This window comes from Acidiplasma sp. MBA-1 (assembly GCF_000949015.1).
GTDB classification, from domain to species: Archaea; Thermoplasmatota; Thermoplasmata; order Thermoplasmatales; family Thermoplasmataceae; genus Acidiplasma; species Acidiplasma aeolicum.
This window is the reverse complement of record NZ_JYHS01000006.1, coordinates 1-20,983: the sequence shown is the minus strand read 5'-3', so window position 1 is coordinate 20,983 and position 20,983 is coordinate 1. Positions and strand designations below refer to the sequence as shown.

Annotated in this window: 21 protein-coding genes and 1 tRNA gene; 11 read left to right on the top strand and 11 right to left on the bottom strand. The window is 33.7% G+C overall.

The window, feature by feature from the left end; all coding sequences use genetic code 11:
- The first annotated feature begins 75 nt into the window (after positions 1–75).
- The 4 genes from TZ01_RS08955 (at position 76) to TZ01_RS08945 (ending at position 4,490) form a co-directional block, all read left to right on the top strand.
- Positions 76–1,632 (top strand): AMP-binding protein, encoded by a 1,557-nt coding sequence (locus TZ01_RS08955; protein WP_048102590.1) that lies wholly within the window; start codon positions 76–78, stop codon positions 1,630–1,632.
- 39 nt (positions 1,633–1,671) lie between these two features.
- Positions 1,672–2,205 (top strand): MFS transporter, encoded by a 534-nt coding sequence (locus TZ01_RS09965; RefSeq protein WP_197065880.1) that lies wholly within the window; start codon positions 1,672–1,674, stop codon positions 2,203–2,205.
- 65 nt (positions 2,206–2,270) lie between these two features.
- Positions 2,271–2,978 (top strand): MFS transporter, encoded by a 708-nt coding sequence (locus TZ01_RS09960; RefSeq protein ID WP_197065881.1) that lies wholly within the window; start codon positions 2,271–2,273, stop codon positions 2,976–2,978.
- 204 nt (positions 2,979–3,182) lie between these two features.
- The gene (locus TZ01_RS08945; RefSeq protein WP_048102589.1) at positions 3,183–4,490 is read left to right on the top strand and encodes an FAD-dependent oxidoreductase; all 1,308 of its coding nucleotides are present in this window, start codon (positions 3,183–3,185) and stop codon (positions 4,488–4,490) included.
- Here the strand turns inward: TZ01_RS08945 and TZ01_RS08940 are convergent.
- Entirely contained in the window at positions 4,476–5,237 is a 762-nt protein-coding gene (locus TZ01_RS08940) for a polyprenol monophosphomannose synthase (protein ID WP_048102587.1), read from the bottom strand. The two genes, TZ01_RS08945 and TZ01_RS08940, sit on opposite strands and share 15 nt — an antisense overlap.
- A gap of 51 nt (positions 5,238–5,288) precedes the next feature.
- The gene (locus tag TZ01_RS08935) at positions 5,289–6,248 is read right to left on the bottom strand and encodes an asparagine synthetase A (RefSeq protein ID WP_052656893.1); all 960 of its coding nucleotides are present in this window, start codon (positions 6,246–6,248) and stop codon (positions 5,289–5,291) included.
- A gap of 93 nt (positions 6,249–6,341) precedes the next feature.
- On the opposite strand from TZ01_RS08935, the gene TZ01_RS08930 reads away from it, so the two are divergent.
- Both TZ01_RS08930 and TZ01_RS08925 read left to right on the top strand, forming a co-directional pair.
- Positions 6,342–6,785, top strand: a complete 444-nt coding sequence (locus TZ01_RS08930) for an Lrp/AsnC family transcriptional regulator (protein ID WP_052656892.1) — start codon at positions 6,342–6,344, stop codon at positions 6,783–6,785.
- A gap of 23 nt (positions 6,786–6,808) precedes the next feature.
- Positions 6,809–6,891, top strand: a tRNA-Ser gene (locus TZ01_RS08925).
- Here the strand turns inward: TZ01_RS08925 and TZ01_RS09475 are convergent.
- Positions 6,873–10,682 carry an AAA domain-containing protein gene (locus tag TZ01_RS09475; protein WP_082180504.1) on the bottom strand — a complete coding sequence of 1,270 codons (3,810 nt, stop codon included), beginning with the start codon at positions 10,680–10,682 and terminating at the stop codon, positions 6,873–6,875. The two genes, TZ01_RS08925 and TZ01_RS09475, sit on opposite strands and share 19 nt — an antisense overlap.
- A 110-nt stretch (positions 10,683–10,792) precedes the next feature.
- Here TZ01_RS09475 and TZ01_RS08890 point away from each other — a divergent pair, with 110 nt between their 5' ends.
- A complete protein-coding gene (locus TZ01_RS08890; protein WP_048102572.1) occupies positions 10,793–11,638 on the top strand; it encodes a CBS domain-containing protein in 846 nt (281 codons plus the stop codon).
- Positions 11,631–13,076, top strand: a complete 1,446-nt coding sequence (glyS, locus tag TZ01_RS08885) for a glycine--tRNA ligase (protein WP_231563460.1) — start codon at positions 11,631–11,633, stop codon at positions 13,074–13,076. The genes TZ01_RS08890 and glyS overlap by 8 nt, the downstream gene beginning before the upstream one ends.
- Before the next feature lie 66 nt (positions 13,077–13,142).
- Here the strand turns inward: glyS and TZ01_RS09470 are convergent, their stop codons facing one another.
- Positions 13,143–13,250 (bottom strand): 50S ribosomal protein L41e, encoded by a 108-nt coding sequence (locus TZ01_RS09470; RefSeq protein ID WP_082180503.1) that lies wholly within the window; start codon positions 13,248–13,250, stop codon positions 13,143–13,145.
- A gap of 193 nt (positions 13,251–13,443) precedes the next feature.
- Here TZ01_RS09470 and TZ01_RS08880 point away from each other — a divergent pair, with 193 nt between their 5' ends.
- On the top strand, positions 13,444–13,875 hold the full coding sequence (locus TZ01_RS08880) for a universal stress protein (protein ID WP_048102569.1): 432 nt from the start codon (positions 13,444–13,446) through the stop codon (positions 13,873–13,875).
- 45 nt (positions 13,876–13,920) lie between these two features.
- Positions 13,921–14,151, top strand: a complete 231-nt coding sequence (locus tag TZ01_RS08875) for a 30S ribosomal protein S17e (RefSeq protein WP_048102595.1) — start codon at positions 13,921–13,923, stop codon at positions 14,149–14,151.
- A gap of 2 nt (positions 14,152–14,153) precedes the next feature.
- On the opposite strand, the gene TZ01_RS08870 is transcribed toward TZ01_RS08875, so the two are convergent.
- The 5 genes from TZ01_RS08870 to TZ01_RS08850 are packed head-to-tail and all read right to left on the bottom strand — an operon-like array spanning position 14,154 to position 17,703.
- Positions 14,154–14,516, bottom strand: a complete 363-nt coding sequence (locus TZ01_RS08870; protein WP_048102568.1) for a rhodanese-like domain-containing protein — start codon at positions 14,514–14,516, stop codon at positions 14,154–14,156.
- A 1-nt stretch (position 14,517) separates the two neighbouring features.
- A complete protein-coding gene (locus TZ01_RS08865) occupies positions 14,518–15,162 on the bottom strand; it encodes a chlorite dismutase family protein (protein ID WP_231563459.1) in 645 nt (214 codons plus the stop codon).
- A gap of 52 nt (positions 15,163–15,214) precedes the next feature.
- A complete protein-coding gene (locus TZ01_RS08860) occupies positions 15,215–15,814 on the bottom strand; it encodes a hypothetical protein (RefSeq protein WP_048102565.1) in 600 nt (199 codons plus the stop codon).
- Complete coding sequence (gene purB, locus TZ01_RS08855; RefSeq protein WP_048102564.1) at positions 15,807–17,174, bottom strand: adenylosuccinate lyase; 1,368 nt, start codon at positions 17,172–17,174, stop codon at positions 15,807–15,809. Before purB ends, TZ01_RS08860 begins: the two co-directional genes overlap by 8 nt.
- 22 nt (positions 17,175–17,196) lie before the next feature.
- Complete coding sequence (locus TZ01_RS08850) at positions 17,197–17,703, bottom strand: hypothetical protein (protein ID WP_048102563.1); 507 nt, start codon at positions 17,701–17,703, stop codon at positions 17,197–17,199.
- Between the two features lie 101 nt (positions 17,704–17,804).
- Here TZ01_RS08850 and TZ01_RS08845 point away from each other — a divergent pair, with 101 nt between their 5' ends.
- Positions 17,805–19,190, top strand: coding sequence for an amidohydrolase (locus tag TZ01_RS08845; protein ID WP_048102562.1), 1,386 nt, complete (start codon positions 17,805–17,807; stop codon positions 19,188–19,190).
- Positions 19,191–19,574: 384 nt separating this feature from the next.
- Here the strand turns inward: TZ01_RS08845 and TZ01_RS08840 are convergent, their stop codons facing one another.
- The gene (locus TZ01_RS08840; RefSeq protein WP_048102561.1) at positions 19,575–19,871 is read right to left on the bottom strand and encodes a transposase; all 297 of its coding nucleotides are present in this window, start codon (positions 19,869–19,871) and stop codon (positions 19,575–19,577) included.
- 48 nt (positions 19,872–19,919) lie between these two features.
- Positions 19,920–20,090, bottom strand: coding sequence for a hypothetical protein (locus tag TZ01_RS09655; protein ID WP_156150359.1), 171 nt, complete (start codon positions 20,088–20,090; stop codon positions 19,920–19,922).
- Positions 20,091–20,983: the final 893 nt, after the last annotated feature.

The window sequence follows — 20,983 nt, the reverse complement described above, 5'->3', positions numbered from 1 at the left end:
GTATTTGTACATAAAATAATATATTTCGTTTAATGCCGTAATTAATTTTAAATAATTTGAAATATTTTGATTTATATGCTATTTAAAGAAAATGCCAAAGACATGGACTATGAATCGATATATAAAGATTTTAAATTTGACATTCCAGATCATTTAAATATATCTGAAGAAATAGAAAAAAACAGCGGTGTTGCATTAATAGACAAAAATAAGAGAATGACATATAGGGACATAAAGGAAAGAAGTGGCTACGTTGCAAAACTTTTAAGGGAAATAGGTATTTCAAAGGGTGATGTGGTCTCAATTTTGCTTAACCAGTCATTTGATTTTGTTATCTCTCTTTTGGGAATTTATAAAATGGGCGGCACAGCACTGGCATTATCACCGGTTTTTGGAGACGAGGCAATAAAATACAGAATTTGCAGTTCTGGGTCAAGGGCAATCATAAGTAATATACAATTCAGGGAAAAGTTCAAAAGCATAGATATAATCAAAATTGGAGATGGGCTGGATTTTGGCATTAACGGCAAAAACAGTAATGAACCATATGAAAACACAAAAAAATCAGATCCGGCACAGCTAATTTATACCTCAGGTACCACCGGAAATCCCAAGGGAGCAATGCTTCCACATCAGTGGGTTATAGGGAATATGCCGGCATGGATTATGGGATATGATTTCCCAGATGCGGGTTCTTTATTTTCAACACCTGCTGAATGGGCATGGGCTGGTGGTCTTGCTGACAGCCTGCTGCCTGCACTATACACAGGAAATACAGTTGTTATAAGGGAGAGGAAAAAATTTGATCCGGATGAATTTTTCGATTTTTTAAATCTATTTCATATAAATTACCTTTTTCTGGTACCAAGCGCAATTAGAATGATTAAATCCTCAGGAAAAATATATAATCATAATGTTAAGTCCATTCTCACAGGCGGTGAATACATATCACCTGAATTAATAAATTACATGCACGATAGGCTTGGCATTAGGGTAAATCAGACATATGGCCAAACTGAGGCAAACATGGTGCTAATAAACATGTGCAAATGGAATAATCTGGATAAAACTGGAAGGCCTGTGCCCGGTCACAGGGTTAATATTTATCATTCTGACGGTACACTGTGCAATGAGGGTGAAACTGGAGAAATTGGGGTAGAGCTTCCAGATCCTGTGGTAATGATTGGCTATAATAATGCCGATGCAAAAATTATAAAAAATGTAATTATGACAGGGGACCTTGGATATTCAGACCATGGATTTATTAAATATGTTAATAGGAGCGATGAAATCATAAAGATATCCGGATACAGAATTAATCCAATAGAGGTTGAAAATGTAATAGATGAGATTCCATTTGTTAAAAAATCTGCAGTTGCAGGTATAGATGATGATATAAGGGGTAAAATTATAGGTGCAATAATAGTATTAAAGGACAAAACTGTTCAAAATCCTGACAAAATTATAAAGGAATATGTAAGGGATAGACTTGCACTTTATGCCTATCCGAGGTTAATAAAATTTTCTGATTTTTTGCCAGAAACATATACCGGAAAAATTGCCAGGGCGCTTGTTAAAAGGGAGCTAATTGAATATAAATCGTCAATTAACGAAATTAATTACGGGAAATAGTAAAAATATTTATATATTATTGTTTACTAAAATTTTTTAATGATAGAAAAGAATATTACTTTTAAAAGCTATAAAAATGAGGATTTTACCAATGCATTAAAAATATCAGTTTCAGCGAATCTGGGCTGGGGATTTGAATTATTTGACCTTGTTGTCTATCTTTATGTAACTACAACTATAGCACCACTGTTCTTTCCAAGCAGCAGCTACATAGCATCTGTTTTATTATTTTTAGGAACTCTTGTTCTTGGATACTTTGCAAGGCCCATAGGGGCGGTATTTCTGGGGCACTTTGGAGATAAAATTGGGCGCAAGAGTATATGGCTTGTTTCCCTGCTTGGCATGGGAATAGCAACCGTTTCCATGGGATTTTTACCAACATACGCTCAGGTTGGTGTCCTTGCCACCGTTTTATTGATAGCCTTAAGAATGTCACAGGGATTTTTCCTTGCTGGTGAGTGGGGTGGTGGCCAGACCATAGTTAATGAGAATTCCCCGCAGGGTTTAAGGGGATTTTTTTCAGGGATACAGCAGGGGGGAGCAGCACTTGGGCTTATATTTGATTTGCTGTAATTGCCAATGAAATAGCACTTTATATAGCACCCGGGGCAGCATTCAGCACAATAGGCTGGAGGATAATGTTCTGGTTTGGTGCCATCCCACTTGCAATTGCAATTCTAACAAGATATAAAATAAGGGAAAGAATTGTGTTTAATGCTGAAAAAACCGTGAAATTTCCAATAGTGGATGTATTTAAAAAATACTATAAATTTGTTATTGTTGGCACACTTTTATTACTTGGAAACGGAATTATATACTATGGAGAAATAGCATACATGCCAACATATCTTGGGCTTTATACAAAACTCAGTGCAGCATCAATAGACCTGGCCGTTCTTGTTACAAATCTGGTCTGGCTATTCAGCAGTCCAATTGCCGGTTACATGAGCGACAGGGTCAGATCAAGAAGGGCATGGATATCATCCATATTTATTGTAATGATTATACTTGCGTATCCTGTAATATTATTGCTGCACAGTGGATACCTTCCATTTGTTCTATTCAGCGGTATAATTCTTGGATTAATAATATCATTTCAATATGCGGTTATACCTGCGTTCTTATCAGAAAACAGTGATTCTTCAGTGAGATATTCCTTTATTGCATTCTCAATAAACCTTGGCGTTGCGTTATCATCATTCGGCCCCTTCCTTGGAACCTATCTATCAACTGTAATGAAAAACAGCGTCCTTGGAATAGTAATACTGGTAATAGCAAGCTCACTTGCAGGCTTCATTGCCATGATGTTTTCTCCAAGAGACAATATTGATGCAGAACTAAATTAATATTTTTTATGTTTTTTAGAAAAATATATAGCAATAAATTATTTAAAAAACTATAAATAATAGATGTTACTTTATGAAAAGGGGGTGTTAAGATGGTCAAATTCGTTGAATTTTATGATGATGATGACGACGATGAAGATGACGATGATGACGATGGCGACGATTTCTAATAACATTTTTATACAAAATTAAAATCAAATAAAAATGGAGGTCATTGTCATTGGTGGTGGGGCTGCAGGAATGTCTGCAGCATCCAAAATTAAACGGGAAAATCCGGACTATAATGTAACAGTTTTTGAAAAATCCAATTTTGTTTCATATGCCGAATGCGGAATGCCCTACTATCTTGCGGGCTATTTTGATGATTTTACAAGACTTTTACATTATCCAATAACGGAATTTACAGAGAAAAGGAAAATACGGGTTTTTATAAATACAAAAATAGACAGGATAGATGCTGTAAATAAAAGAGTATTTTCAGGAACAGTTGCATACAGCTATGATAAGCTTGTTATTACCACAGGGGCATCACCAAAAATTCCTGATGTGCTTAAGGATACCTACTCTTTAAGATCCATGAATGAGGCAATTAATATTAAAAAGAAGCTTGAAAACTCACATGATGTTACATTAATAGGCGCAGGCGTTCTTGGCACAGAGCTGTTTTCGCTGCTTAGTGAAAGGTATAATGTAAGGCTTATATCAAAGCATGAGTTTATACTTCCCTACCTGGATGAAGATATTGGAAATATATTAAAAGAAATTGTTTTGGCCAATAATAAAAATATAGAATTTAATTCAGTTCCTGTTGAGGTCACAAAAAATAACAATAAATTTACTGTAAAAACAGAATATGGAACGCATGATGCAGATATTGTGATATCCTCAACAGGCATAATTCCGGATGTTTCCTTGGCAGAGGAGGCTGGATTAAAAACCGTTAATGGCCTAATAAGCACTGATGATTATCTTCACACATCGGATTATGATATATTTGCTGGCGGTGACACTGCTGCAGTAAAAAACATAATAACCGGTGAGAGACAGCATTTCCCGCTGGCACAGATTGCAAATAAAATGGGCAGAACAATAGGGATAAATATAAATAGGGATACACGTAAATTCCCCGGTGCTCTGGGCACAACCATAATAAATGTCTTTGGCTGGCAGGTTGGATATACCGGCATTAATGAAAGAACTGCAGCCAAATATAATATAAATGCTGAAAAAATATTGGTACATGGAAAGAGCAGATCAGCCTATTTAAATGGCAGCGATGTTTATATAAAGATAATAATAAATAAAAATACGGAAAAAATTATTGGGGCGCAGATAATAGATAAAGATAATGGGGCATGGAGGCTCAACACCCTGGCAGCAGCAATAACATCAGGAATTTCGGTCTCTGACATGTTCTATGCAGACCTCGGATATGAGCCTGAATATGGGCCGGTATGGGATCCAATAATAATAGCCTCAAGCCTTGGCATTGATAAATTAGATGCGAAATGAGAGTAGGACAACAAGATATGATAGAACCGTCAAAAATATTATAAGAATTATTGTGCCATAAATATAATTCATTATTTTTCTGTTATATATCACAAAGAGGAAAAAGTTTACGATTTCCCTCATTTTCAATTTTGATTTTCCCTCAGTTCTTTTTACAAATTTTACAGGATACTCGGTTATTTTGAAGTTATTATTTACAAGCCTGTTGACTATGTCCACCTGGCCTACATACCCATTTTCTATATCTATTTGATGGGCCAAAAATTCACACGCCCTTCTGCTGTACACCCTAAAACCTGATGTGCAGTCCTTTATATCTATGTTAAACGCAACATGAAAAAGGAGGTTTGCTGACCTGCTAATAATCTGCCTGATAAATTCATCATCTGTGACACCATTTTCAGTATATCTTGAACCTATAACAAGATCAGACGATGTTTTTATTGCCTGATCTATCATGCCATTGATATCCTCAGGCCTGTGTGATAAATCAGCATCCATGACAACAACATAATCAGAATCAGAAAGCCTCATGCCATCAAGCTCTGCACTAATAAGGCCAAGCCTGCCACTCCTGAATAATAAATGCACATCCGGATACCTCCTTTTTATTTCTGGAGTTCCATCATCAGAGCCATCGTCTATTATATAAATAGAATCCAGATTCCTTTTTTTAAGCTCAGGAATTAATCTTTCAAGGTTTTTTTTCTCGTTAAGTGCGGGTATAACCACACTTGTGGTTGTCATATGGTGGGTAATCTAAAAATTGCTATTTAAATTTTTTAAAAAAATAAAATTTTATAATGATACCTTTCCAGGAATCTTTGGGAATGGTGATGTGTCCTCTATTCTTTCTAATCCACACACAAATCTTGTGAATCTTTCTATGCCTATACCAAATCCCGTGGACATTTTAATTCCGTGTTTTGCAAGCTCAATGAACCATTTAAACTGTTCCTCAGTCTGCCCCTTTTTATGTATTCTTTCTATTATTCTGTCAAGCTCATATTCTCTTTCTCCTCCAGATGATGCCTCCTGATAACCCTCGGGCCATATTAAATCCATATCCCTTAGTATTCCGGGTTTGTCAGGGTACTCACGATCATAGAATTCCCTTTCCTTTAATGGTATATCTATCAGCCATATGGGCGTTTTTGATTCCTTTGAAATGATCCTTTCAAAATCCTTTCCATATTTTTCCTCTGCCTCAGCATATGTTATTTTTGGGAATGGTTTCTGATAATCTGGAAGATCACGCCCAAAATATTCAAGTTCCTCTGGGTGCTCCTCCTTTATCCTTTTGATTGTATATATTATTAAATCCTCGGCAAGATCCATCATATCCTCCCTTGTCTTCTCCAGTGCCTCAATATCTATCTGTGTGAACTCATACAGATGCCTGCCTGTTTCAGCCTTTTCCTCCTTTTCTAATCTTATGTTTGGTGACATTATAAAGATCTTTTTTAATTCCTGAACTGCTATCTGTTTATGGAATATCATGCTTTTTGTTATCCACATATCGCCTCCATAGGCACTTATCTTTGGATCATATACAGGATGGTTTAGTGGGTCAGTAAGCGGTGATATTATAATTGGTGATATTTCTATATAGCCCTTTGATCTTAAAAAATCCGTCACATAGGACCGGATAAAACTCTGCACCTTTATGGCATGCTGTACCTTCTTATCTGCAAGGTGCTTCATGGCAAGCTCAACTTCCTTTTTAACATAATCATTGCTTTTATATGCTATTTCCATATTAACTTTATATTATTACAATTTATAAAGCTTTTAGTGTAAATTCTGTTATTAAAACAAATAATTTAAATAATGAATTGCCATTTTGGTATAATGTTGGATAGTATTGATAAAAAGGATACTAAAATTATAGAGTATTTAAAGGAACATGGCAGGGATAAAATTTCAGATATATCAAATGCATTGCAGATGCCCAGGGCAACAATATTTGAGAGGATGGAGCGCCTTAAGAAGGAGGGTTTTATAAGGAAGTACACTGTAGACCTTGATTATGAGAAGCTCGGGTATTCTGTTCTTGCCTACATATTAATACAGTATGATTCAAAGTCAAAAACAGATCAGAGAACATTATGTGCCAACCTTGCAAAGCTTGACAGCGTCATTTCAGCATCAATTATTACCGGTGATTGGGACATAATAATATTAACAGCACAGAAAACAATGAAGGATCTTTCAACATTTGTGCTTGAAAAATTAAGAACCATGGATGGTGTTGAGAAGAGTCTTACAATACCATTATTCGAAAGAATATTATAAAAAAAAGTATTTATGTATACATTGCTGGGATAGCCTAGCCTGGTAGGGCGCAGGTCTGGAAAACCTGTGCTGAAATAGCTCGGGAGTTCAAATCTCCCTCCCAGCGCTTTCATCATTTATCTGGCTTAACCTCTTCACTGTATTTATTATATTTCTAATTACAGCATCCCGGTTTTTTATGTAATCAAGGGACCATACCCTGTAAATATTCCAGCCACGATCTGAAAGCACATTATTTCTAATTCTTTCCCTTTCAGATGGTGTTTTCATTCTGTAATAAACGTCGCCATCAGTTTCTATACCAAGTATGTAATGATTTCTATCTGCCGGGTCAATTATGCCAAGCGGTATATTGTTTTTTGAAAAGCCAACATTTTTGTCCACTCTTAATCCAGAATTTATAAGTGCCTCATAGATATCGTCCGTTATTTCATCAGAGCTTGAGAATTTATTAACCGTATTACCATCACCTGTTACCGCAAAATGTATGTACCTTCTTAGCAGTTCCGGGCCGCTGCCGGCAGCATTTTCCGGTACTTTTATGTCTTCTGGTTTAATTGACGATACTATTATTATTTTTTTTCTTGCCCTGGTAATTGCAACATTAAGCCTTTTTTCACCACCGGCAGAATTTAAAGGTCCAAAATTCATGGTTAATTTTCCATTTTCATCCCTTCCATAACCTATGCTGAAAATGATTATATCACGCTCATCTCCCTGCACATTCTCAAGATTCTTAATAAACAGATTTCCATTATTTATCATATCCGCAAGCACATTATCATTTCTTGAGTATTCAGTTACAGCATCCTCTATGGCACTCCTCTGGGCATCGCTTAATGTAACGATTCCTATTGACTCGTTATAATTATATTCTTTTTTAATTATATTCACAACCTCATTTGCCTCTGAAATATTTGTTCTTGATTTTCCCCTGCCATATGTACCATCCACATAGTCAAAAACTATTCCTGAATTTTCTGATGATTTGTATGCAGATGGAAATGTTTCAAGTGAATTATCATAAAAATATTTGTTGGAAAATGCTATTAAACGGTCATCAACACTTCTGTAATGCCATTTTAGTGACAATTTTGACAAACCAATGGCATCAAACTGATCCATTATATTGTCAAGGACAACGTAGTTTTCGTTATATTTGGATTGGTTGACATTTTCGAAAAATGACGTTGGTGGAAGCTGCTGTGTATCCCCGGATATTATTGCCTGGCCTGATCTGAATAATGAACCCACGGCCTCGGAAGGGGTTACCTGTGAGGCCTCATCAAATATAACCACATCAAAATTTATATTAACCCCAATGTATGAACTAACATTTATGGGGCTTGCCATAAAGCATGGCTTAATGCTGAATAATATATCCCTTATTTCTTCGAATATCTTTTTAACAGGCTTCTGGAATTTTTTCTTCGCGTTCTCTGTTTTTATTACCATAACCTCCTCTGGATATTTTTCCATTGCCGCAATTTTTCGCTTATAAAGGGAATAAATCAGACCCTTTTTATATATATCCATTCTCTTTATATCGAATTCCCTGAACATTTTGATAAGGCGTTCGAATGAATTGGAGCTAAAATTTCTAAGGTTCTCATCATTTCTTACATAATAATTTAGGAACTTAGTATAATACTCGTGATTAAATGCGTTAAGAATGTCACGGTCATGTATTTCGGTGCCAAGAATGCCATTAATTTTAATGCCCTGCGAGTTCAAATTGTCCATTAAATCAACTAATTTTATGTATCTTTCAAGGTCAAATTTATACAGGGTACCCATGTTTTCGTAAATTTTTGTTAAATCATATTCATTAATTTTGATTGAATCATCAAAATATAATTTGTAGTTTCTTATACCCCTATATAATAATATATAATTCCTGATTATATCACAGTTTAAATCATGATCCTTCATTTTAAAAGTTTCAGGGATATCATCTATTATTTTTTTATCCTTAATGTTATTTAAAATATTAGATATATACGCAATCTTCTTTATATTATCATGGTTAATGTCGCCTATTTCTAATTCGATTTTTTTAATGTTATTTCCCTCAAGCTTTATTGCCCTTGCAGTGCCAATATATTCCAGAATTTCACCATAGCCCTTTTTCTCAGTAAAATTATAGATATTTCTTATTTTTGCATAAATTTCCTTATACGATGATGACATTCTTTTAAATGGAGATTTATATTCATTTTTTAATAAACTGTACAGCCTTTCCAGGTCTGTATTCAAAATTCCATCACCATGAATTTTTTTTAATTCCCCTAATTTTTTATCGTAATCGTATTTTTTAGAAAAATATTCATTAAGCCTGATGTTTAATTTGGTATAATCAATGTTTAAATCCTCTGGGGTTATATTAATGCCATAATTAATGCCACAGGCAAGTAAAAATAAAATCTTATAATTATATATATTTGTTAATTTTATTTTAAAATCTTTTTCTATTTGGTCTCTGTGATTATTTATGTATTCAATGGATGCCATAATGTCCTCAATTGATTTATAAAATTCATTCTTATTTTTTTTAAAATAGTTTAAGTTGAAACCCTCTGGAACCTTAAAATAATCGCGAATTATATCATAATAATCCGCAAGCTCTGATAACTGAAACCTTATGTTCTCAATGTCGTCATATTTATATTTCAAAACCTTATCATCAATATCAATATGCACATTTGTTTTACTTTTTATTATTCTGCAGGCAGCGTCATATACTGATATACCTGAATTTTCCCTTATCTGATGCAGTGAATTAACATATCCATTTAGAACTCCTGTATATCTATCTCCCGGCATTGGTTCATTTCGTATGTTCTTTTCAGAATCAATGCTTTTATAAAATGATTTGATTACATCTGACTTGGATATATTTCCATGGAGGTCAAGAAGAAAATCGCCAAATCCATTCTCCTCCAGGCGCCTTCTGACAACATCTATTGCGGCCTTTTTTTCGCTGACAAAAAGTACACTTTTTCCGTTGCTTATTGAATCAATAATTATATTTGCTATTGTCTGGCTCTTTCCAGTACCCGGCGGGCCATTAAGTATAAAACTTGCGCCATGCCTTGCGGCGTATACGGCCTTTAGCTGGCTTGAATCTGCATCCATGGCAGTTATTATCCCGGAATAATCAATATTATCCGGCATCATAGCATTTAATTTTTTAACTGTATCAAAATCCCCAGCAAGTGCCCTTGTGAGGTCATTTTTCATTATAAGGGCATGGTTTGCCTTTAAATCGTTATAAATTATGTTATTAGTAAATGATATAATGCCCAAATAAACACTGTTTTTTACCTCCCATTTTGTTTCTTTTATTGCTGACTTAAAGGATTTAATTGCATCCATAATATTTAAATTCTCATCGAAATTAAAGTCAAATTTAATATTAAACTGATCCAGCTTTTCCCTTAGTACTGGATTAAAGAATATATCTCCCTGAACAGATTCTATATAATACTCATCGTATATTTTTCTTGTCATTTCCACAGGAACAAAAAATAGCTGTGTCTCAACATCAGAACCATCTGAATCCTGCCATTTCAGGATGCCAAATGATAGATAAAGGGCTATGGTACCGTGCTCGTTTAATGCACTCTGGGCCCTATAATAGATATTTTTAAGCGAATTAATTAATTTTTCACCACCTGAAACAATGATTTCATCCTTTTTTCTTGAATCCACATCCTCATGTGTGTGAAATGACATCTTTTTATCCTTGTTTACTATGTCATCAAAAATAAAAGGGAGGCTTGGGGATTTAATTCTCAAAAAAAATTTGCTATCAAAATATAATAATTTATTATTTTTTGATGTATCTATAACATCCTTTTCCCATTTTGATATATTATCCTCCATGTTTATTTCCATAAAATCCTATCTTAAATCATTATATCTGTATATTAATTTTATTGAAAATTTTAAATGTAATATATTATTTAAAATCATAAAAATTATTTAATATAATAATATATACCGCTATGAATTACAGGGTAAAGGAAATAATGACAAGAAATCCAATAACATATAACGTTCCAAGTTCAGTATCTGATGTAATAAGGGTATTAATAAAGAATAATGTTACAGGTATACCACTTGTTGGCAGGGATGGAAAATATGCAGGTGTTATAACAAGGCGTGATATATTTTATAACCCAAATGAAACCCAGACCGCACTCGTAATGAGGAAGGCAAATACGGTAAAAGAGGATGATTATGTTGAAGAGGCGGCAAAGGAAATCACAATACAGGGTAAAAGGCATCTTGTTGTTACCAATGACAATGATGAGGTCACAGGCATACTAACACCACAAAATTTTTTAAATATAATACAGGAAAAGTTTGGCGAGAGAAAGGTTAAGGAGGTAATGACATACAATGCATTTCCAATATGGGAGGAATCACCATTGAGCGTTGCACTTATAGCCATGAAATTATCACAGATATTCTCATTTCCAGTTTTAAATGCAGAGGCAAAATTTGTTGGCCTTATTACTGACAGGGATATATTTGACAAGGTTAAATTATCATCAACAGAGGTGTTATCAGAGGCAGGCATTGCCGATGATGAGGACCCATGGTCATGGGAGGGCATAAGAAATGTATTTACATATATTATTGAGAAATCAAACATAAGGGTTCCAAATATGCCTGTAAGGGATGTAATGGTAAAGAATCCTGTAGTGGTTTATCTTAGCTCAACAATAGGGGAAACTGTTAAGCTTATGTCTCAGGGGAACTATAACCAGGTCCCGGTTCTTTCAGGCCACGGTGATATTTATGGAATGCTATACGATGTTGAATTATTAAAGGTATTCAATGATTAATATGTATAATGATATAATTGAATTATCCAAGAGAAGGGGTTTTTTCTGGCCATCATTTTCCATATACGGTGGTTTTTCAGGCTTCTATGATTACGGCCCTCTGGGTGTTCTTCTCAAGGAAAATATAATAAAACTCTGGCGTGAGGATTATCTTGAGGATGGCGCAATATTTATAGACACGCCAAATTTAACACCGGAACCTGTTTTTAAGGCATCAGGCCATATAGACCGATTTTCTGACCTTGCCTGTGAATGTGATAAATGCAAGACCAAATTCAAGCTGGAAACAGTTCTTAAATACAATGGGATAAATGCTGTGCCAAAAAATCTGGATGAGGCAAACGAAATATCGGCAAAAAACAACCTTAAATGCCCTGTATGCGGAAATATAATTAAGAAAGTTTACGATTTTAATTTAATGTTCAGGGCCAACGACATGTATCTAAGGCCTGAAACTGCCCAGGGAATCTTTGTAAATTTTAAGCTTCTTTACAATTATAATAAAAACAGGCTTCCAATGATTGTCGGTCAGGCAGGCAAGGGATTCAGAAATGAAATATCACCAAGGCAGAGCCTGATAAGATTAAAGGAATTTAACCAGTGTGAAATAGAATCATTTTTTGATCCTGATAGCCTTGAATTTGGTGAACTTTATGATTATTTGCCTGTAAAATTGCTGCCAAATACCGGTGATGTATATAAAAAGACCGTAAAGGAGGCCTATGAATCTGGCATAATACCAAATCAGGCCATGGCATACTTTGTTTTGAAAACACAGCGGCTTTTAAATAAAATTGGAATAAAAAATGAAATGCTGAGGTTCAGGCAGCATATGCCTGATGAACGCGCACACTATGCTGCGGATAGCTGGGATGCAGAGGCTTTAATAGACGATGAATGGTTTGAAATAGTTGGAATCGCCAACAGGACTAATTTTGACCTTACAAATCACGGTAATAATTCCAGTGAGTCAATGACGGTAAAAATTGGTGAGAAAGAAGTAATACCATATGTGATAGAACCTTCATACGGAATTGATAGAATAATATTATCAGTTATGTCACAGTCATTTTATAAAAGGGACAATGGGTATAACGTTCTTGCACTTAATGAATATGTTGCGCCATTTCATATGGCAGTTTTCCCGCTGCTTAAAAAGCAGAAACTTCAGGAAAAGGCCAAAGAATTGTTTTCAAATCTATTCCTAAAGGATAAATATATAATATACGATGATGTTGGATCCATAGGAAAACGGTATGCAAGGCAGGATGAAATAGGAACACCATACTGTATTACCATTGATTTTCAGACGCTGGATGATAATACCGTAACAGTAAGATTCAGAGATTCCATGCAGCAGAAGCGTATTTTAATATCCGACCTTGTATCCCAGGAAAATCCTCTAAGTGCACTGAATGCCTTAAAAATTGTTCAATAATATCTATTTACATTTTAAAAGTTTTCAATTTTAAAATTTTTTATTTTAAAAAATAAAAGGGTAAAATTACTGTTTGCTTGCCCGTCTTGCCCTCTTCAATCTTCTTATCTTTTTCTTTCTCCATTTCCAGCGCATATGCCCCCTTTTTTTCCAATCTCTTGAACTTCTCTTCAATATGTCACCTCAAAGTATGGTAATTTGCTTATGGTATTATTTTATAATATAAATACCTATTTTAGAAATTTTACAGTGGAAAAAAATGTCTGTTAAAACTATTTAAGGCATATAAATAATTTTTAATTTATTTTTATATGGTATACTAACATAAAAATAAATAAATTAATATATACTTAAAAAATAAACCCATATGAAGGTTTTAGTATCTTATGATGATTCGCAGGGTGCAAAGGAGGCACTAAAATATGCATTGAGTATGAAGTGTGCAATAAATGAATATAAAATAGTTTATGTAATACCCACAATAGTTGGAATCAGTGCCAGTTTTGACTCATATATACCTGAATCTGTGTATGAGGGTCAGGATAAAACAGCCGATGAAATTCTATCACATGCATCAAAGGAACTTGATAAAGCGGGCGTAAAATATGAATTGATTAAATTAAACTCCAACGGCGAGGAAATATCAAAATTAATCATAGAGGAGGCAGAGAAGGACAATGTTGATCTAATCATTACAGGCACAAGGAAGCTTCACGGGATAAGCAAATTAATACTGGGTTCTGTAAGCTCAGGTATTATTGCGCATTCAAATATACCGGTTACTGTGGTGCCGCCATAATTTGAAATACTTTATATATTTTTATAAAATCAGGTTGTGATAACCGTGGGAAGTATAAGACCATCAAATATAAAAAGGATAGCAGAGGAGCTCATAGAGAAAAATAAGGATGTATTTAACGAGGACTTTAAGCACAATAAGGAGGTTTTAAAGAACTTTGTTGAGAACAGCGTAACGAAAAAAACGTTTAATGAGCTTGCGGGATACATAACAAGATACAACCTAAAGCTGAAGTCCAAGCAGAAGAATGAAATGGAACAGCTTGGGCTTGCATAGGCTTATTTTCCTTTTTCCTCAGGTAATTTTTCCTTTCTCCATGTATTCATGCCACCATCAAGGTGGTAAAGTTTTTTATAACCCATCCTTGCAAGCCTGTTTGCTGCCGCCCTGCTTCTATGTCCGGTCTTGCATACAAGGATAATCTTTGCATCCCTGCCAAAATCCTTAATGATATCATCCTCACGGCCTAATTTGTAATGCACCGCATTTTTTATATGGCCCCTGCGAAATTCAATGCCGGTTCTTACATCAATAATTTTATATTCATTAAGCCTTTTCATAACATCTTCTGGCTTAAGGGGCTCCAGCTCAGGTGGATCAATAAAATAATCCTTTCCACGTAGGTAATCCTTTAATGACATATTAATCAACCAAATCATCATTATTATAAATCCCAACAAATATTGGGGTTTCGTTTGTTATCCACTTTCTGGCAAGAACCTCTCTAAGCTTTTCCGTTACATGCGACCAGGCTGCAAGATCCTCAACCTCATATAAAACCACAAATTCCTGATCTCCAAGGCCAAATGAGTACGTTGTATATGACAAAATTCCTGAACTTTCCTTATCTCCCCTGGCAGTACCTATATGTCCTGCGAGTATTTTCCTGCGTTCCTCATAGTTTATTAAATACCATTCACGATCCTTGCTCATTGGGTATGCCACAAAATACTTCTTTGGGTCTGTTTTTAATGTATCCTCTAGGTTTTTTCCCTCCTTAATATATGGTGAATCCTCATATAATGAAAGCATGCTGTATGTTGAATCGCCATAGGTGCCAAGTGCAGAATTAATCCCCTCCTTAAGTTTTTCAAGGTTTATTGGTTCATAGGCTGTTGACCAGAACAAAATATCATTATCATGCCTTACCGATTTATAATATTTTATGCTGATTAAATTCTTTTTAAAGCCATTTATAAAATCTATAAGTTTTTTGTTTACTGATTTTTTACCCTCCGGGTCCAATGACCAGAACTGGCCATTTAATTTATATGCTAAAACATACATGTATATTGTCATAACTGTCCTTTTTATAAGTTAATTTAGAAATATAAACTTTTCAATCCAGAGTTCTCTGATTATTATTTGCCACGTTATATTTTTTTAAATCAAACTGAGAATAAACAATTTCCCTGAGGAGCCTTGATATTGTGTAAATATCCTTATTTACTGGCTCTATCATTAAATTGCTCTGTGGAATTTTTACGCCTGTCATCTCGAGTTTTCTTATATAGTCAGATCTTAACGGTGGGTTTACAGTGTTGTAATCATTCTTGTTAATTTGTGAAACATTGCATTTTTCAATTTCCCTCATAAATATTGGGCGTTCAAAGAGATAATTCAATAAATACAATGAATAGAGTCCAGATTTTTCGGAATCCATTGATCTGGCAACATCACCTACTATCGAATAAATATCCTGGCTATCATCAAGGAATGAAAAAATTCTGGCAGGTTTAATTTCCTTCTCCTTTAATATTCCCAGCTCAACCATGGCATCAAGATATCCCGTAAGGACAAGCCTGTGCATGTTTATTCCCTTTTGTTCCAGAGACTTCTGTATCCCTGTTATTGATTTTTCATCCCCATTAATTTCTTCAAGTATCAGCTTATACATTTTTTTGTCTTCCAGTTTTTTGTTATCGAAATTATTAATCATACAAATCACCTGTTGCGTATTTAATCATATTCTTCGCCTCTTCTATGGCACCCATACATATTTCTCTGGACATGCCTGTGAATTTAAATGGGTCAAGAGCATCATCAAGCATGCTTTTATCTATAAATTTTTCTATTCCATTTTTTATTAGGGATTCTTTAAATGAAATCTTTTCCATATAAGCCTTCATTGATGCCTCCCTTACAAATTCATGGGCCTCCTGCCGGGGCATACCATTTCTGGCGAGGGTTACTGTTACACTTTCAGACATAATGAATTGATCATTAATTACCTTTTTTAACATTTCATCCTTATTTATATAAATGTTCTTAAATAAATCAATTGACTTTGCAAGCACATCATCCGTCAGTATGGATGTGTATGGTATTGTAAATCTTTCAAGGGCGCTGTTTGTTAAATCCCTTTCATGCCACTGTATCCCAGCCTCATACTCAGGGATTATATATGACCTTATAAGTCTGCACAGGCTCACTATATTCTCGGCATTTACGGGATTCCTTTTGCTGGGCATTGAGCTTGAACCAACCTGCTCGCTGGAATTAAAATACTCTGAGACCTCATTAATTTCAGGCCTCTGTAAATTCCTTACCTCAGTGGCAAACTTTTCAAGAGATACTGATATATTGTTTAAAATTGAGAGATACTCTATGTATCTATCCCTGCACACTATCTGTGTTGATGCAGTCTCCGGCCTTATCCTGAGTATCTCACATGTTTTATTCTGAATGTCCCTTGCCCTATCACCTAAAGCGGCACCGGTTCCAACTGGGCCAGAAATTTTTCCAACAATTATCCTCTGACGTGCACCGCTTAAACGCTCAAGGTGCCTTGTAATCTCTGAAAGGTATACAGAAAGCTTAAGGCCAAATGTAATGGGGCTGGCATGCTGGCCATGTGTTCTACCAACCATTATCGTATCCATATTTTCATTTATCAATTTTATAAGAATATTCATAAATTCAATAAGGTCTGATGTAATGATGTTTATGGCATCATGGATCTGTACTGCAGTTGCAGAATCATTAATATCATTGGATGTGACCCCAAAATGGACATAATTTTTTCCCTCATTGCATTTTTCTGTTAAAGCATCAACAATGGCCATAACGTCGTGCTTTATATGTTTCTCAATTTCTTTTACCCGTTCAAGTTTAACCTGATTAGAATTAACAACTCTCTGTATATCATTATACGCATTTTCAGGTATGATTTTATAATACGATTCTGCCTGTGCAAGTGCGGCCTCAACACTGAGCATTATTCTTAACCTGTTTTCCTCTGAAAAAACGCCTTTCATTTTATCTCTGCCATATCTGTAATCCAGGGGGGAGACGATCATAAAAACAATATAACACATAGGTTTAAATTTTTTTGTTATTATTTTTGAGTTTTGGATAAACTATATAAATGAAGAGCAGAATAACCCCTGACCCAGTGAATAGGGCCCCTAAGGCAGCAAGATAGCCCGAATACCTGACATCATTGAATTCTGTTATTTTTGCAAATTCATAATCCATCAGTGGTTTTTGGCTGTTAAAGGCTAAAAAAACATAATTCCCGGTTAGATTTTTATAAATTAATGTACCATCACTGGAAGAAACAGGTTTTACTGCATATTTACTTATATTCCCTGGTGAAATATACTTTGCCATGGATTCCTTTACAAGCCCGTATGTGCTGCTGTTTGTAATTATCATAAGCTCATAATTTGAGGAAAAGTTAAAATCATCTGATTCATACTCACCAGAATTGATATAATGTTCGGTATTTTTTACAGGAATCTGGGTAAGTCCATGATACCCAGTGCCAACCATGATAATTCCTGATATTATAAGGATAACTGCAATAATTCTCCAGTATTTTTTCACGCATAATGATTTTAATATTTTATTTAATATTTATTGGGAATTTATAGACAAGAGATATATAATTTAAAAATATTTTTATGGGTATTTAAGATTATATTAAAATGCAATATGATTTGAAAATAATTAATGGTAATATATTAACAGAAGATGGTTTTATAGATTCTATTGGAATTAAAGATGGGAAAATAACATCATTGCACCCTAAACAAAATGAATCCTATAAAGATTTATATGATTTAGATGGTAAATATGTCATTCCTGGATTTTTTGATGCACATACACATATGCTTATATCTGGATTGCAAGAAATAAGACTTAATCTGGAAAACGTAACTGATATAAATAAAGTAATTGAGATAGTATATAAGAGATCATTATATACCAAAGAAAAAATTATTATAGGCTATGGATGGGATGAATCATTATGGAAAAACCACGAATATATTAAAAAAAACGATCTCGATGTAACAAATTTGCCTGTCATACTTTTTAGGAAAGATTTGCATATGGCATCATTAAATACTGCAGCATTGAAATTATTAAATATAGATTCAAAAGATGGTATTATAAACGAAGAATTATTAAGAAAAATAGATTATTTAACACTCCCATCAGAAGAGGAAATTATAAATGCATTAAACATTTCAATTAAAAAAGCATTGTCTTTAGGTATAACCTCTTTGAGGGACATAGTTGATTTAAAAACATATAATGCATATAAAAAGATAAAAACCCCATTAAATATATATAAAGCTCTATATGATAATTTCTATTTTGAAGGCTTTGGTAAAAATAATAGAGATGCCGGAATAAAAATATTTATGGATGGTTCCATTGGTGCAAAAACAGCTGCACATGAAGATTATAAAAATTTAAAAATGACCTCAAATCAGTTATACAACCTTTCTAAGAAGTATTGGGATATAAATATTCCCGTTGTTGTCCATGCAATAGGAGAAATCGCCATAAAAGAAACTTTATTTGCCCTTCTTAAAAGCCCACAGTATATAAGAAATTCAATAGAGCATTTTGAATTGATTGAAGACCCGCTTATAGATATGATAAATGATAACACAATAATTTCGGCGCAACCAAATTATTTGCAATGGGCATCACCATCTGGATTATATGAGCATGAATTGGGTAAGGAATGGCTATATAAAAATAATTCTTTTAGATCTATTTTGGATGCTAAAAAGCATTTGGCATTTGGATCAGATTCTATGCCAATGAATCCATTTTATGGTATAAATTTTGCAATAAATAGTAAATATCCAAATCAAAAAATAAATATATATGAGGCAATAAATGCATATACCAACGGATCTGCCTATGTTCTTAATAAAGAAAACTCTGTAGGAAAAATTGATATAAATTATGATGCAGATTTCATTGTTTTAAATGAAAACATTTTTAAATTAAATAATATTTCTAATATAAAACCATTAAGAACATATATAAAAGGCAGATTAGTTTATGAAAAATAATTTTTTGATTCTTTTATTGTTCTTATTTATCATGCTTAGTTATTAAATTATTTTAAATGATGTTTTCTGAATCTTTATCATATTAATTAGGTTATCCAAACATACGTCAAATTACGATATATATAATTTTCCTCCCTGAAATGCCGGCAATTTTATCGGCCATTACTATGCAGTTATATGCAACTATTATTTCAACAATAGCCATGTCATAATTTCTGTTTCCCATCTCAATTTATACCTTGATGATTACATTTTCCTTAATTCTATTCCAAGCTTTCTGTTGTATGTTAATTTATTTTCAACAATCTCTCTTCTTCTATTGGTATCAATTATTGGCAAAGAATATGTATTCTCGAAGATATAATCATATATATCAGATGAGTCTTATGCTGCATCCATTAAAATATAATTACAGTTCCCTACAGAATCTACCATTTCAAATGCAATATTCTTGTCATATACAGATGCAGTGGTTATCTTCCATTCTATCACAGATAATGAATCTATATCAATAGCTGCATGCACCTTCCTTCCATACCTATAGCCCATTGTGCTGTATCCCCATGAACTTTCATTATCCTTGTATTTCTTATTCTTCCCTCTCCTCTGTGCTGTTGTATCCCTGCATGTTTTAACAATGGATGAATCCACCGCAGCATTGCCATCGTCAGGCTCTATCATATCTATTATTGCTGCATTTATGAAATGCCAGTCTATCCTTAATGATCTTTATGATAATGTCCTGAAGTTGGGTATATCTGTAATATTCAACATTTCCATGAACTCAGGATGGTTATTGAAGAAATATTTAGATGGCCTGTATGATACTTCATATATCTTCAATATCACAATAATTTTTATAATCAGTGATGCAGGATATTTTCTTATCCTATATTCCATAACTATTTTGAGCCAACCTTTGCATAATTAGTGGGATATGGTTTCCTGCCATATCCCACTAATGTTTTTAAAATTAATAAATTGACAATTGTCAAACAAGTTATGAAAGTTTGGACACCGTAATATTAATATTATTAATGTATGTTACCAATATATTTTTGATTATGATAGTTTTTGGAATAATTATTGATTGTCCTCTTCTCTTCTTTATTATGTTTTATGTTGCAGATCAATAAGCATTCTAGACTACTATCATATTATTATCTTTTAAGACAGTACATGGAAAATATCTAAATAATGCTATTATCTACATAGAAATAAAAAGCCTTATAAAAAAGAATATAGATAGTATATACCAATTTTTAGGAAAAAAATTCCATTTTTAATAAAAAATTGAGATTAATATTTCCTAAAATTATATTTTAGTAAACTGATAATAAGCTATATATATAATTTATTGTTTAATTTTATTTATGAGGTCAATAACTCATCTGAAATTTTTAAAAATAATGTATTATTCGCCACAAATTATGTGCGAATGTCACTTTTCGAGGTGCTTTAAATGAGTAGTAATACAGATTTATTATACAGACTTGATAGAAATCATGAAAAACCTTATTTAGCCTCAGCTATATGACGATATAGCTGTGAGAATCGGAGGCGGTTTTCTTTAAACTTGGCCTTCGAGGCCGCTGGATAGAATAGCCGCCCTTCGACTCGATTTCTTACCTTATTTAATAAGGTGAATAGGAGTTTGTCGAGTCTTCGATTCTAAATCTCACAGAATCACGGAGGTGATTGATATAGTAATAGGTTTGGATGTACATAAACATTCCGTATATGCTACGGTATTAAATGATAATGGAGAGCTCGTTATACAGAGGAACACGGAA